Annotated in this window: 14 protein-coding genes; 2 read left to right on the forward strand and 12 right to left on the reverse strand. The window is 58.1% G+C overall.

Going from position 1 to position 13,315, the window contains the following annotated elements:
• The first annotated feature begins 1 nt into the window (after window position 1).
• Both BUE92_RS22370 and BUE92_RS22375 read left to right on the forward strand, forming a co-directional pair.
• Window positions 2-622: a lysophospholipid acyltransferase family protein gene (locus BUE92_RS22370; protein WP_034129175.1), complete on the forward strand. Its 621-nt coding sequence runs from the start codon at window positions 2-4 to the stop codon at window positions 620-622.
• Window position 623: 1 nt separating this feature from the next.
• The gene (locus BUE92_RS22375) at window positions 624-1,556 is read left to right on the forward strand and encodes a phosphatidate cytidylyltransferase (protein WP_057710628.1); all 933 of its coding nucleotides are present in this window, start codon (window positions 624-626) and stop codon (window positions 1,554-1,556) included.
• A gap of 260 nt (window positions 1,557-1,816) precedes the next feature.
• Here BUE92_RS22375 and glmS read toward each other — a convergent pair whose 3' ends face one another.
• From glmS to BUE92_RS22440, 12 genes are all read right to left on the reverse strand, one after another.
• A complete protein-coding gene (gene glmS, locus BUE92_RS22385; protein ID WP_032894388.1) occupies window positions 1,817-3,649 on the reverse strand; it encodes a glutamine--fructose-6-phosphate transaminase (isomerizing) in 1,833 nt (610 codons plus the stop codon).
• A gap of 10 nt (window positions 3,650-3,659) precedes the next feature.
• Window positions 3,660-4,427 carry a DeoR/GlpR family DNA-binding transcription regulator gene (locus BUE92_RS22390; RefSeq protein WP_073526332.1) on the reverse strand — a complete coding sequence of 256 codons (768 nt, stop codon included), beginning with the start codon at window positions 4,425-4,427 and terminating at the stop codon, window positions 3,660-3,662.
• Window positions 4,428-4,653: 226 nt separating this feature from the next.
• Window positions 4,654-6,021 carry a bifunctional UDP-N-acetylglucosamine diphosphorylase/glucosamine-1-phosphate N-acetyltransferase GlmU gene (glmU, locus tag BUE92_RS22395; RefSeq protein ID WP_073526333.1) on the reverse strand — a complete coding sequence of 456 codons (1,368 nt, stop codon included), beginning with the start codon at window positions 6,019-6,021 and terminating at the stop codon, window positions 4,654-4,656.
• Window positions 6,022-6,144: 123 nt separating this feature from the next.
• Entirely contained in the window at window positions 6,145-6,561 is a 417-nt protein-coding gene (locus BUE92_RS22400) for a F0F1 ATP synthase subunit epsilon (protein WP_003195825.1), read from the reverse strand.
• A gap of 44 nt (window positions 6,562-6,605) precedes the next feature.
• Window positions 6,606-7,982, reverse strand: a complete 1,377-nt coding sequence (atpD, locus tag BUE92_RS22405; RefSeq protein WP_003195827.1) for a F0F1 ATP synthase subunit beta — start codon at window positions 7,980-7,982, stop codon at window positions 6,606-6,608.
• A gap of 27 nt (window positions 7,983-8,009) precedes the next feature.
• Entirely contained in the window at window positions 8,010-8,870 is an 861-nt protein-coding gene (atpG, locus tag BUE92_RS22410) for a F0F1 ATP synthase subunit gamma (RefSeq protein ID WP_005792602.1), read from the reverse strand.
• 50 nt (window positions 8,871-8,920) lie between these two features.
• Window positions 8,921-10,465 (reverse strand): F0F1 ATP synthase subunit alpha, encoded by a 1,545-nt coding sequence (gene atpA / locus BUE92_RS22415; protein WP_003195831.1) that lies wholly within the window; start codon window positions 10,463-10,465, stop codon window positions 8,921-8,923.
• Window positions 10,466-10,486: 21 nt separating this feature from the next.
• Entirely contained in the window at window positions 10,487-11,023 is a 537-nt protein-coding gene (locus BUE92_RS22420) for a F0F1 ATP synthase subunit delta (RefSeq protein ID WP_003195833.1), read from the reverse strand.
• A gap of 12 nt (window positions 11,024-11,035) precedes the next feature.
• Window positions 11,036-11,506, reverse strand: coding sequence for a F0F1 ATP synthase subunit B (locus BUE92_RS22425; RefSeq protein WP_003195835.1), 471 nt, complete (start codon window positions 11,504-11,506; stop codon window positions 11,036-11,038).
• A 56-nt stretch (window positions 11,507-11,562) separates the two neighbouring features.
• Window positions 11,563-11,820 (reverse strand): F0F1 ATP synthase subunit C, encoded by a 258-nt coding sequence (gene atpE / locus BUE92_RS22430; protein ID WP_002555987.1) that lies wholly within the window; start codon window positions 11,818-11,820, stop codon window positions 11,563-11,565.
• Window positions 11,821-11,953: 133 nt separating this feature from the next.
• Complete coding sequence (gene atpB, locus BUE92_RS22435) at window positions 11,954-12,823, reverse strand: F0F1 ATP synthase subunit A (protein WP_003195886.1); 870 nt, start codon at window positions 12,821-12,823, stop codon at window positions 11,954-11,956.
• 16 nt (window positions 12,824-12,839) lie between these two features.
• Window positions 12,840-13,247: a F0F1 ATP synthase subunit I gene (locus BUE92_RS22440; RefSeq protein ID WP_010565865.1), complete on the reverse strand. Its 408-nt coding sequence runs from the start codon at window positions 13,245-13,247 to the stop codon at window positions 12,840-12,842.
• Window positions 13,248-13,315 lie beyond the last annotated feature (68 nt).

Below are 13,315 nucleotides of genomic sequence, written 5' to 3' on the forward strand. Positions count from 1 at the left end.
CATGTTCGAACCCGTGGTCGCCACGCTGATTACTTCCATGGCCCGCACCGTCACTGGCGCCCGCAGCCTGTGGCTGGGGTGCGCGCCGGTCCCGGTGCAGCGCATCTATTTCGCCAACCACAGCAGCCACGGCGACTTCGTGCTGGTATGGGCATCGCTGCCGCAAAACCTGCGCAAATTTACGCGCCCGGTGGCCGGCAGTGATTACTGGAACAAGAGTGCGCTGCGCCGCTACATCATCAATCGTGTGTTCAATGGCGTGCTGATCGACCGTGAGCGCAAAGACCCTGTGGATAACCCATTGCAGCCCATGCTTGCGGCGCTGGAAGGCGGCGACTCTCTGATCATTTTCCCCGAAGGCACGCGCAATCTGGAGGATGGCTTGCTGCCGTTCAAAAGCGGCTTGTATCACCTGGCAAAGAGTTACCCACAGGCCGAGTTGGTCCCTGTGTGGATAGCCAATCTGAACCGAGTCATGCCCAAGGGTCGCGTATTACCGCTGCCGTTGTTGTGCACCACCAGCTTCGGTGCCCCCCTGCAACTGGAAGAAGGCGAAGACAAAGCCGACTTCCTTGCCCGCAGCCGCGACGCCCTGCTCGCCCTTGCCCCGGAGCATTCCTGAGATGGATAGCCAAACCCTGATGTTATTTGGCGGCATCGGCGCGATCCTGGTCATCGCTTCGCTGATCGGCCTGATCCTCAAGCTGCGCACCCGTGGCAACCCGAATGCGGTGATCGACAACCTCAACGCCCGCATCAACGCCTGGTGGGTAATGGTGGTGGTGATCGGCATCGCATTCTGGCTCGGCACCGGCGCGGTGATCCTGCTGTTCTACGCGGTGTCGTTCTACGCCCTGCGCGAATTCCTCACCCTCACCCCGACCCGGCGCAGCGACTACCCGGCCCTGGTGGCCGCGTTCTACCTGGCCCTGCCGCTGCAATACCTGCTGATCTACGCTGACTGGTATGGACTGTTCTCGATCTTCATTCCGGTGTACGTATTTCTGCTGCTGCCAATCCTCGCCTCCCTGGGCGGCGACAGTACGCACTTCCTGGAACGTGCATCGAAGGTGCAATGGGGGCTGATGATCGCGGTGTTCTGCGTGTCCTTCGTACCGGCCCTGCTGACGTTGGACATCCCCGGCTACGAAGGCCGCAACCTGCTGTTGATCGCCTACCTGGTGATCGTGGTGCAACTGTCGGACGTGCTGCAGTACGTATGCGGCAAGCTGTTCGGCAAGCACAAGATCGCACCCAACCTGTCACCCTCGAAAACCGTGGAAGGGTTTGTCGGTGGGATTCTGTTGTCATCCTTGATCGGCGCAGCGCTGTGGTGGACCACACCGTTCAATCCCTGGCAGTCGTTCCTGATCGCGCTGCTGATCAACTTGCTGGGGTTTGCCGGCGGGATCGTGATGTCGGCGATCAAGCGTGACCGCGGCGTGAAAGACTGGGGGCACATGATCGAAGGGCACGGCGGGATGTTGGATCGGCTGGATTCGGTGTGCTTTGCGGCGCCGATTTTCTTCCACCTCGTACGCTACTGGTGGACTTGACCCATCCCTTTCTCAACACCAATGCCCCATGTAGGAGCGAGCTTGCTCGCGAAAAATTCACAGGCACCGCGTTTATTCAGGAAGCACGCGTTATCGTTGACGTTTTTCGCGAGCAAGCTCGCTCCTACAGAAGGTGAGGGGGCTTGCTCCCTCCCACCTTGGTTTTGTGGTTTTGCATCAATGGGCATCCTTGAATTGAGCGAATCCAAAACGAAAAAAGGGCTGTTTAAAACAGCCCCTTTTGGGTACATCAGTAAGGCTTACTCCACCGTCACCGACTTCGCCAGGTTACGCGGCTGGTCAACGTCGGTGCCTTTGAGCACGGCGACGTAGTACGACAGCAACTGCAGCGGGATGGTGTAGAGGATCGGCGACAGCGTGTCGTGGATGTGCGGCATGTTGATGACGTGGGTGCCTTCACCGTTGGTCATGCCGGCCTTCTCATCCGCGAAGACGATCAACTGGCCGCCACGGGCGCGCACTTCCTGCAGGTTGGACTTGAGCTTCTCCAGCAGTTCGTTGTTCGGCGCGACAGTGACCACCGGCATGTCGTCATCCACCAGGGCCAGCGGGCCGTGCTTGAGCTCACCGGCCGGGTAGGCTTCGGCGTGGATGTACGAGATTTCCTTGAGTTTCAGCGAGCCTTCCATCGCCACCGGGTACTGCGCGCCACGGCCCAGGAACAGGGTGTGGTTCTTGTCGGCGAACAGCTCGGCGACTTTTTCCACGGTGCTGTCCATGGCCAGGGCTTCGCCCAAACGGGTTGGCAGGCGGCGCAGTTCTTCCACCAGGGTAGCTTCAACGCCTTCGGCGAGCGTGCCGCGCACTTGGCCCAGTGACAGGGTCAGCAGCAACAGGCCCACCAGTTGGGTGGTGAAAGCCTTGGTGGAGGCGACGCCGATTTCGCGACCGGCCTGGGTCAGCAGGGTCAGGTCGGATTCACGCACCAGGGAGCTGATGCTGACGTTGCAGATCGCCAGGCTGCCGAGGAAACCCAGTTCCTTGGCGTTGCGCAGGGCAGCCAGGGTGTCGGCGGTCTCGCCGGATTGGGAGATGGTCACGAACAGAGTGTCCGGCTGCACCACCACCTTGCGGTAGCGGAATTCGCTGGCGACTTCGACCTGGCACGGAATACCGGCCAGTTCTTCCAACCAGTAACGCGCAACCATACCGGCGTGATAGCTGGTGCCACAGGCGACGATCTGCACATTGCGCACTTTGGCGAACAGTTCGGCGGCTTGCGGGCCGAAAGCGTTGACCAACACCTGGTTCTGGCTCAGGCGACCTTCCAGGGTGCGCTGCACCACAGAAGGCTGTTCGTGGATTTCTTTGAGCATGAAGTGGCGGAACTCGCCTTTGTCGGCGGCTTCGGCACCGTCGCGGTACTGCACGGCTTCGCGCTCGACGGACTGCCCGTTAACATCCCAGATCTGCACACTTTCACGACGGATGTCGGCAATATCGCCTTCTTCCAGGTACATGAAGCGGTCGGTCACCTGGCGCAGGGCCAGTTGGTCGGAGGCGAGGAAGTTCTCGCCCAGGCCCAGGCCGATTACCAGCGGGCTGCCGCTGCGAGCTGCCACGACGCGGTCAGGCTGGCTGGCGCTGATCACGGCCAGGCCGTAGGCGCCATGCAGTTCCTTGACCGTGGCCTTGAGGGCGGTGGTCAGGTCGCTGTGGTCCTTGAGCTTGTGGTTGAGCAGGTGGGCGATCACTTCGGTGTCGGTGTCCGAGGTGAAGACGTAGCCCAGGCCCTTGAGTTGTTCGCGCAGCACTTCGTGGTTTTCGATGATGCCGTTGTGCACCACTGCCAGGTCGCCGGAGAAGTGCGGGTGAGCGTTACGCTCGCACGGTGCACCGTGAGTAGCCCAACGGGTGTGGGCAATGCCCAGGCGGCCTACGAGTGGCTCACCGGCCAGAGCCTGGTCCAGTTCGCTGACCTTGCCCGGGCGGCGCATGCGCTCTAGCTTGCCGGCGTTGGTGAAAACCGCCACACCGGCGCTGTCGTAGCCGCGGTATTCGAGGCGCTTGAGGCCTTCGATCAGGATGGCAGTAACGTTACGTTCGGCGACGGCGCCAACAATTCCACACATGGTGTTTCTCCTAGATGATTGCCGCGCATATCAGCGTAATGCCGCGGGCTTGGATCTGGTCGCGGGCCTCAAGCGGCAGGCGATCATCGGTAATAAGGGTATGGACACTGCTCCAGGGCAGTTCCAGGTTGGGAATCTTGCGGCCGATCTTGTCGGATTCGACCATCACCACCACTTCACGGGCGACCTCGGCCATCACACGGCTCAGGCCTAGCAGTTCGTTGAAGGTAGTGGTGCCGCGCTGCAGATCGATGCCATCGGCACCGATGAACAACTGGTCAAAGTCATAGGAACGCAGCACCTGCTCGGCGACCTGGCCCTGGAACGAATCCGAATGCGGGTCCCAGGTGCCGCCGGTCATCAACAGCACTGGTTCATGTTCCAGTTCGCTCAAGGCGCGGGCCACGTTCAGAGAGTTGGTCATCACCACCAGGCCCGGCTGATGGCCCAGTTCGGGAATCATGGCGGCGGTGGTGCTGCCGCTGTCGATGATGATGCGTGCGTGTTCGCGCAAACGCACCACTGCCGCACGCGCGATGGCGCGCTTGTAAGCCGAGATGGGCTGGGCAGCGTCGCCCACCAGCTCCTGAGGCATGGTGATTGCGCCGCCGTAGCGACGCAGAAGCAGGCCGTTACTTTCGAGGGCGGCAAGGTCCTTACGGATGGTCACTTCCGAAGTTTCGAAATGTTTGGCCAACTCGTCCACGCTGACTTCGCCCTGTTCGTTGAGCAAGGTGAGGATATTGTGGCGCCGTTGGGGAGTATTTCGTTTCGACATGGTAGTGATAAGTTTCGTTTCGAAAGATAACGAAGGCAATCAAAACCTATTGGCGAAAGATCGTCAAGCACAGTGAGCAAATTTTTAGGTCATCACGCATCAAATGTGGGAGCGGGCTTGCTCGCGAAGGCGATGTACCAGACACATACTCAGTGCCTGACAGTGCGCATTCGCGAGCAAGCCCGCTCCCACATGGGTACCGTGTATTTCAAATACTGTGGATAACTCAGGTCTTTTTGAGTTTGACCGGGCGTTTCCAGCCGTCGATGTTACGTTGGCGAGCGCGGGCAACGGCCAGTTGGGACTTATCCACATCCTGGTTGATGGTCGAGCCCGCTGCGGTGTTGGAACCATCACCGATGGTCACGGGAGCAACCAGCGAGTTATTGGAGCCGATGAACACGTCTTCACCAATGGTGGTCTGGTACTTGTTGGCACCGTCATAGTTGCAGGTGATGGTGCCAGCACCGATGTTGGTGCGTGCGCCGATGACGGCATCGCCCAGGTAAGTCAGGTGGCCGACTTTGGCGCCTTCGCCGAGGTGAGCGTTTTTCAGTTCGACAAAGTTACCCACATGGGCCTTGGCCCCCAGCTCGCTACCCGGACGCAAGCGCGCAAACGGCCCGGCATCGCTGCCCTCGCCCATCACCGCACCGTCGATATGGCTGTTGGCCTTGACGACCACGCCTTTGCGCAAGGTGCTGTCCTTGATCACGCAGTTCGGGCCGATGACCACACCGTCTTCAATGATCACGCGGCCTTCGAGGATCACATTGATATCAATCAGGATGTCGCGGCCCACGGTGACTTCGCCACGTACATCGAAACGCGCCGGGTCTCGCAGGGTCACGCCCTGGGCCATCAGGCGCAGACCTTCGCGCAGTTGATAGTGACGTTCCAGCTCTGCCAGTTGCTTGCGGTCGTTGGCACCCTGCACTTCCATCGGATGGTGGGGCTGCTCGGTGGCGACCAGCAGGCCATCGCTGACAGCCATCTCGATGACGTCGGTGAGGTAATACTCGCCTTGGGCGTTGTTGTTGGACAGGCGGCTCATCCAGTCGGCGAGCTTGTTGGCAGGCACGGCGAGAATGCCGGTATTGCCTTCAGTAATCGCGCGCTGAGCTTCGCTGGCATCCTTGTGTTCAACGATGGCAGCCACCTTGCCGTCGGCGTTGCGCACAATGCGGCCGTAGCCCGTAGGGTCATCCAGTTCAACGGTGAGCAGGCCCATCTGGCCAGGCACTACGTGCTTGAGCAGACGTTGCAGGGTTTCCACTTCAATCAGTGGTACATCGCCGTAGAGGATCAATACCGTGTCAGCGGTGATGAAAGGCACAGCCTGCGCGGTCGCGTGGCCGGTGCCCAGTTGCTTGTCTTGCAATACGAAATTCAGATCGTCCGCAGCCAGACGCTCACGGACCACGTCTGCACCGTGGCCAATCACCACATGAATACGTTGTGGGTCCAACTGGCGGGCGCTGTGGATAACATGGCCCAGCATGGAGTTGCCCGCGACCGGATGCAGTACCTTGGGCAGGGCTGAACGCATGCGGGTGCCCTGGCCTGCGGCGAGAATGACGATTTCAAGAGACATGAATGGCTACCAATCCTGGGCGGTCCGGGTTCAGACCAAAGAAGTGTTTTGCAAAAAAAGAAAAAGGGTAGCCGAGGCTACCCTTTTTAATCAATCACGCATCAAGCAAAACGGCGTCGCCGCTTACTTCTTGCGGATCTGCTGGAGAGTACGCAGCTGGGCTGCGGCCTCGGCCAGACGGACTGCAGCAGCGCTGTAGTCGAAGTCTGCGCCTTTTTCGTTCAGCGCCTTCTCGGCAGCCTTGACGGCTTCCTGAGCGGAGGCTTCATCCAGGTCGCCAGCACGTTGCACGGTGTCGGCAAGTACCTTGACCATGTTCGGCTGAACCTCGAGGAAACCACCGGAGATGTAAAACACCTCACGTTCCCCGCCTTGCTTGGTCAGAGTGATCGGACCTGGCTTCAAGCTTGTGATAAGCGGGGCGTGACCCATGGCGATACCAAGATCACCCAGGTCACCGTGCGCTGTTACAAACTCGACCAGACCGGAGAAAATTTCCCCTTCCGCGCTGACGATATCGCAATGGACTGTCATAGCCATCTGATTGCCTCAACCTGATGAGCGCCCGTTTCCGGGCGCCAGGATTACAGTTTCTTGGCTTTCTCGATCGCTTCTTCGATGCCGCCGACCATGTAGAACGCTTGTTCTGGCAGGTGGTCGTAGTCACCGTTGAGGATGCCTTTGAAGCCAGCAATGGTGTCTTTCAGGGAAACGTATTTACCCGAGGCACCGGTGAAGACTTCAGCCACGAAGAACGGCTGCGACAAGAAACGCTGGATCTTACGAGCACGGTTTACCAACTGCTTGTCGGCTTCCGACAGCTCGTCCATACCCAGGATCGCAATGATGTCCTTCAGTTCTTTGTAACGCTGCAGCACGTACTGAACGCCGCGAGCGGTGTCGTAGTGCTCCTGGCCGATCACGTTCGGGTCCAGCTGGCGCGAAGTCGAGTCGAGTGGATCGACCGCTGGGTAGATACCCAGGGAAGCGATGTCACGGGACAGAACGACGGTGGCGTCCAAGTGGGCGAAGGTGGTGGCTGGCGACGGGTCGGTCAAGTCATCCGCAGGTACGTATACCGCTTGGATCGAGGTGATCGAACCTTCCTTGGTCGAAGTGATACGTTCTTGCAGAACGCCCATCTCTTCAGCCAGGGTCGGCTGGTAACCTACTGCCGAAGGCATACGGCCCAGCAGTGCGGATACTTCAGTACCGGCCAGGGTGTAACGATAGATGTTGTCGACGAACAGCAGAACGTCGTTACCTTCGTCACGGAACTTCTCGGCCATGGTCAGGCCAGTCAGGGCTACGCGCAGACGGTTTCCCGGCGGCTCGTTCATCTGACCGTAAACCAGTGCCACTTTGTCCAGAACGTTGGAGTCCTTCATCTCGTGGTAGAAGTCGTTACCCTCACGAGTACGCTCACCAACACCTGCGAACACAGAATAACCGCTGTGCTCGATGGCGATGTTACGGATCAGTTCCATCATGTTTACGGTCTTGCCTACACCGGCACCACCGAACAGACCGACTTTACCGCCTTTGGCGAACGGGCAAACCAGGTCGATAACCTTGATGCCGGTTTCCAGCAGGTCGTTGCCGCCCGCTTGTTCTGCGAACGAAGGTGCTGCGCGGTGAATGCCCCAGCGCTCTTCGGTGGCAATCGGGCCAGCTTCGTCGATCGGGTTGCCCAGTACGTCCATGATCCGGCCCAGGGTCGCTTTACCGACCGGTACGGAGATGGCAGCGCCAGTGTCGACAACGTCCAGACCGCGCTTCAAGCCTTCGGTGGAACCCATCGCAATGGTACGAACTACGCCGTCGCCCAGCTGCTGCTGAACTTCCAGGGTAGTTTCCGCGCCTTGTACTTTCAGCGCGTTGTAGATGCTCGGTACGCTGTCGCGTGGAAATTCCACGTCGATAACGGCGCCGATGATTTGAACGATACGTCCGCTACTCATAGCTGGATCCTCTGAATATTTGAACCGTTAAACCGCGGCAGCGCCGCCGACGATTTCCGAGATCTCTTGGGTGATCGCAGCCTGACGCGCCTTGTTGTAGATCAGCTGCAAATCGCTGATCAGATCACCGGCGTTATCGGTAGCGTTTTTCATCGCGATCATCCGCGCCGCTTGTTCAGCTGCGTTGTTCTCGACCACCGCCTGGTACACCTGCGACTCCACGTAGCGCACCATCAAGCCGTCAAGCAGCTCTTTGGCGTCTGGTTCGTAGAGGTAGTCCCAGTGGTGCTTGAGTTCCTGATCCGGGGTCGCCACCAGTGGAATCAATTGCTCCACGGTTGGCTGCTGGGTCATGGTGTTGATGAACTTGTTGGATACCACGGACAGGCGGTCAATCCGGCCTTCCAGGTACGCATCCAGCATCACCTTCACACTGCCGATCAAATCATTGATCGACGGCTCTTCACCCAGGTGGCTGATAGCTGCAACGACGTTACCGCCGAAGTTGCGGAAAAAGGCCGCACCCTTGCTACCAACAACACACAGATCGATCTCGACGCCGTTTTCGCGGTTTACCGCCATGTCCTTGACCAGGGCCTTGAACAGGTTGGTATTCAGACCACCGCACAAACCACGGTCACTGCTCACTACCACATAACCTGCACGCTTGACGGCGCGCTCGATCATGAACGGGTGGCGGTATTCCGGGTTGGCGTTGGCCAGATGCCCAATTACCTGGCGGATACGCTCCGCATAAGGACGGCTAGCAGCCATGCGCATTTGTGCCTTGCGCATTTTGCTGACCGCCACTTTTTCCATGGCGCTGGTAATTTTTTGCGTGCTTTTGATGCTCGCAATCTTACTGCGAATCTCTTTTGCGCCTGCCATGTAACACCTATCAGGTTAGCAAGCGGGAGCCTTGCGGCTCCCGCTGCGGCTTACCAGGTTTGGGTGGCCTTGAACTTCTCGATACCGGCTTTCATGCCAGCATCGATATCGTCATTGAAGTCACCCTTCACGTTGATCTTCGCCATCAATTCGGCGTGATCGCGGTTGAAGTAAGCAATCAGCGCTTGTTCAAAGCTGCCGACCTTGGCGATTTCAACGTCGGTCAGGAACCCACGCTCAGCGGCATACAGCGACAACGCCATGTCAGCGATCGACATTGGGGCGTATTGCTTCTGCTTCATCAGCTCGGTAACGCGCTGACCATGCTCAAGTTGCTTACGGGTCGCTTCGTCCAGGTCAGAAGCGAACTGGGCGAATGCCGCCAGTTCACGGTACTGAGCCAGAGCGGTACGGATACCACCGGAGAGCTTCTTGATGATCTTGGTCTGAGCGGCACCACCCACACGGGATACCGAAACACCGGCGTTCACTGCAGGGCGAATCCCTGAGTTGAACATGGCCGATTCCAGGAAGATCTGACCGTCGGTGATGGAAATCACGTTGGTCGGAACGAACGCGGAAACGTCGCCAGCCTGGGTTTCGATGATCGGCAGTGCGGTCAGGGAACCGGTTTTGCCGGTCACTGCGCCATTGGTGAACTTCTCTACGTACTCTTCCGAAACGCGGGATGCGCGCTCCAGCAGACGGGAGTGGAGATAGAACACGTCGCCTGGGTAAGCTTCACGACCTGGTGGACGGCGCAGCAGCAGGGAAATCTGGCGATAAGCCACTGCTTGCTTGGACAGATCGTCATAAACGATCAGCGCGTCTTCACCGCGGTCGCGGAAGAATTCACCCATGGTGCAGCCGGAGTACGGTGCCAGGAATTGCAGCGCAGGAGATTCCGAAGCACTGGCAGCCACGATGATCGTGTTGGCCAGGGCGCCGTTTTCTTCCAGCTTGCGAACTACGTTGGCGATGGTCGATTGCTTCTGACCGATGGCTACGTAGACGCAGAAAATGCCGCTGTCTTTCTGGTTGATGATCGCGTCGATCGCCAGAGCGGTCTTACCGATCTGACGGTCACCGATGATCAGCTCACGCTGGCCACGGCCGACCGGGATCATGGCATCGACAGCCTTGTAGCCAGTCTGTACAGGCTGGTCTACCGACTTACGCCAGATCACGCCTGGAGCAACTTTCTCGACCGCGTCGGTCTCGGTGTTGCCCAGTGGACCTTTACCGTCAACAGGGTTACCCAGTGCGTCGACTACGCGACCCAGCAGTTCCTTACCAACCGGAACTTCCAGGATGCGGCCTGTGCACTTGGCGCTCATGCCTTCAGCCAGACTGGTGTACGCGCCCAATACAACGGCACCTACGGAGTCTTGCTCCAGGTTGAGGGCCATACCGTAGACGCCGCCCGGAAACTCGATCATCTCGCCGTACATTACGTCGGCCAGACCGTGAATCCGCACGATGCCGTCAGATACGCTGACGACAGTGCCTTCGTTACGGGCTTGGGAGGTCACATCGAGCTTGTCGATGCGGCCCTTGATAATTTCACTTATTTCGGAAGGATTGAGTTGCTGCATTGCTCTGCTGCCCCTTCAAACTCAAGATTTCAATGCTTCGGCAAGTTTCGCGATTTTGCCGCGAATCGAGCCATCGATAACCAGGTCGCCGGCACGGATAACAACACCACCAATAAGCGATGCGTCCTCCGAAGCTTGCAGGCGCACTTCCCGATTGAGTCGTGCACTGAGAACCTTGGCGAGTTTGTCTTGCTGTTCTTGGTTCAATGCAAAAGCACTGGTCACTTCAACGTCTACCGATTTCTCTGCTTCGGCCTTGTACAGGTCGAACAGAGCGGCGATCTCCGGCAATAGCGGGAGACGGTCGTTTTCGGCAATGACGTGGATGAAGTTCTGCACCTTCACATCAAACTTGTCGCCGCACACTTCAATAAAAGTGGCGGCCTTGTCTGCGCTCGTCAGGCGCGGGGCCTTGAGCACGCGCTGCATGGTGTCGTCTTGCGACACTGCTGCAGCCAGGCCGAGCATGGCTGACCAAGAGGCCAGCTGCTGGTGGGCCTGGGCGTGCTCGAAGGCTGCCTTAGCGTAAGGTCGGGCCAACGTGGTCAGTTCTGCCATGATCGCCCTCGCTTAAATTTCAGCAGCCAGTTTGTTAACCAGCTCCGCGTGCGCGTTTTGATCGATTGTGGCACCGAGGATCTTCTCAGCACCGCCGACGGCCAGAGCACCCAGTTGGGCACGCAGCGCGTCTTTGACACCGTTCAGTTCCTGTTCGATCTCGGCATGAGCCGAAGCCTTCACACGGTCAGCTTCGACGCGGGCTTTTTCAACAGCCTCTTCGACGATCTGGTTACCGCGTTTCTTGGCTTGCTCAATGATCTCGGCTGCCTGTGCTTTAGCTTCGCGCAGTTGCTGACCCACTTTCTCGTGGGCCAACTCCAGGTCGCGAGCTGCACGGCTGGCAGCGTCCAAACCATCCGCGATCTTCTTCTGACGTTCGTGCAAAGCCGCGATGACCGGAGGCCACACGAACTTCATGCAAAACACTACAAAAATGAAGAACGCAACGGATTGGCCAATCAGGGTTGCATTAATGTTCACGCCAACACCTCGCTCATTCGTTGTCCATCACCCCAATCACTCGAAAAGTCGAGTGATTAGCCAGCGAGTTGACCAACGAAGGGGTTCGCGAAGGTGAAGAACAGTGCGATACCAACGCCGATCATGGTCACGGCGTCGAGCAGGCCGGCGACGATGAACATTTTAACTTGCAGCATTGGGACCATTTCTGGCTGACGCGCTGCGCCTTCCAGGAATTTGCCGCCCAGCAGGCCGAAACCAATGGCAGTACCCAGGGCGCCCAGGCCGATCAACAGTGCAACAGCGATAGCGGTTAGACCAACTACAGTTTCCATCTTTCCTCCCGACTTTTACGTCGTATGGTTTAGGTTTTTTAGATTTTAAAGCGGTAAAACAAATCGTTTCATAGCCCTGTTGGGCCACCTTCCCGTTTGACCGGGAAGGACATCAGACTAGTCGAGACTGGTCTTAATGGTTCTCTTCGTGCGCCATCGACAGGTAGACGATGGTCAGCATCATGAAGATGAAGGCCTGCAGGGTAATGATCAGGATGTGGAACACAGCCCACGCCCACTGCAGTACTACGCCCAGGCCGCTAAGCCAGAGCAGGCCGCTGCCGAACATCACAGCGATCAGAATGAACACCAGCTCGCCGGCATACATGTTGCCGAACAGTCGCAGAGCCAGGGAAATCGGCTTGGCGATCAGGGTGACGAATTCCAGCAGGAAGTTCACCGGGATCAGCAGGGCTTGAACGAAGATGTTCTTGCTGCCGAACGGGTGCAGGGTCAGTTCGCCGATGAAGCCGCCGATGCCCTTGACCTTGATGCTGTAGAAAATGATCAGCGCGAATACCGACAGAGCCATGCCCAGTGTGGCGTTCGGGTCAGTGGTGGATACGGCGCGGAATGGAATGTGCGGGTCGCCGGAGATCGCCATGGCCAACTGAGGAATCCAGTCCACCGGAATCAGGTCGACGGCGTTCATCAGGAACACCCAGACGAAGATGGTCAGTGCCAGCGGTGCAATCACCGGGCTACGGCCATGGAAGCTGTCTTTCACGCTGCCATCGACGAATTCGACCAATACTTCAACGAAGTTCTGCAAAGCACCTGGCTGACCGGAAGTCGCCTTCTTTGCCGCCATGCGGAAAATCAGGACGAAGATCAGGCCCAATGCGACCGACCAACCCAGAGTGTCCAGGTGGAAAGCCCAGAAACCCATTTCTTTGGCTTCTGCTGCGGTGTGGGCAAAGCCCCAGCCGCCATTAGGAAGCTGACCGAAGGTCAGGTTCTGCAAGTGGTGCTGGATATAGCCCGAAGCGGTTGTTTCTGCCATGGTTGCCTCAAACGCCCTAAGGTTTCGAAAGTCTTGTTTTCATTAGCAGGGGAGCGAACCAGCTGACCAGTTGGGTCAACACGAAGACGCCGAATACAGCCAGCGGCGCCAATGGCTTCACACCTGCAAAGGTCAGTGCAAACAGCACTGCCGTCAAAATCAGTTTCCCCGCCTCGCCGGCATAAAAAGACCGGACGATAGCCTGGGCTGCTCGGGCGCCGGAAAACCGAAAGGCCCTGTGAGCAAAATACATATTGGGCAGCAAGGCTATCAGGCCTCCGCAGAGTCCTGAATACCCGGCTACGACTCCATGCCAATACCAAAGCGCCAATGCGGCGATCAGCAAAATGACAAATTGAGCCAGTAGAACCGGAAAAACAGCCAAGCGATGGAACGGCAACGTGTTTGGCGTGCGGGTTTCCATCACTCTTGCTCCTCAATGGTCGGCTGCCGGAAATCAATAACTTGGCATAATTTGTGCCGACAAAATGC

The organism is Pseudomonas fluorescens (genome assembly GCF_001902145.1).
GTDB lineage: Bacteria > Pseudomonadota > Gammaproteobacteria > Pseudomonadales > Pseudomonadaceae > Aquipseudomonas > Aquipseudomonas fluorescens_BV.

Bases quoted from the DNA above. Each gene is read 5' to 3' on its own strand.
- glmU (WP_073526333.1), bottom strand. From the start codon at position 6,021: ATGTCTCTTGAAATCGTCATTCTCGCCGCAGGCCAGGGCACCCGCATG.
- glmS (WP_032894388.1), bottom strand. From the start codon at position 3,649: ATGTGTGGAATTGTTGGCGCCGTCGCCGAACGTAACGTTACTGCCATC.
- atpA (WP_003195831.1), bottom strand. From the start codon at position 10,465: ATGCAGCAACTCAATCCTTCCGAAATAAGTGAAATTATCAAGGGCCGC.
- atpB (WP_003195886.1), bottom strand. From the start codon at position 12,823: ATGGCAGAAACAACCGCTTCGGGCTATATCCAGCACCACTTGCAGAAC.
- BUE92_RS22420 (WP_003195833.1), bottom strand. From the start codon at position 11,023: ATGGCAGAACTGACCACGTTGGCCCGACCTTACGCTAAGGCAGCCTTC.
- BUE92_RS22390 (WP_073526332.1), bottom strand. From the start codon at position 4,427: ATGTCGAAACGAAATACTCCCCAACGGCGCCACAATATCCTCACCTTG.
- BUE92_RS22370 (WP_034129175.1), top strand. From the start codon at position 2: ATGTTCGAACCCGTGGTCGCCACGCTGATTACTTCCATGGCCCGCACC.
- BUE92_RS22440 (WP_010565865.1), bottom strand. From the start codon at position 13,247: ATGGAAACCCGCACGCCAAACACGTTGCCGTTCCATCGCTTGGCTGTT.
- atpE (WP_002555987.1), bottom strand. From the start codon at position 11,820: ATGGAAACTGTAGTTGGTCTAACCGCTATCGCTGTTGCACTGTTGATC.
- BUE92_RS22375 (WP_057710628.1), top strand. From the start codon at position 624: ATGGATAGCCAAACCCTGATGTTATTTGGCGGCATCGGCGCGATCCTG.
- BUE92_RS22400 (WP_003195825.1), bottom strand. From the start codon at position 6,561: ATGGCTATGACAGTCCATTGCGATATCGTCAGCGCGGAAGGGGAAATT.
- atpG (WP_005792602.1), bottom strand. From the start codon at position 8,870: ATGGCAGGCGCAAAAGAGATTCGCAGTAAGATTGCGAGCATCAAAAGC.
- atpD (WP_003195827.1), bottom strand. From the start codon at position 7,982: ATGAGTAGCGGACGTATCGTTCAAATCATCGGCGCCGTTATCGACGTG.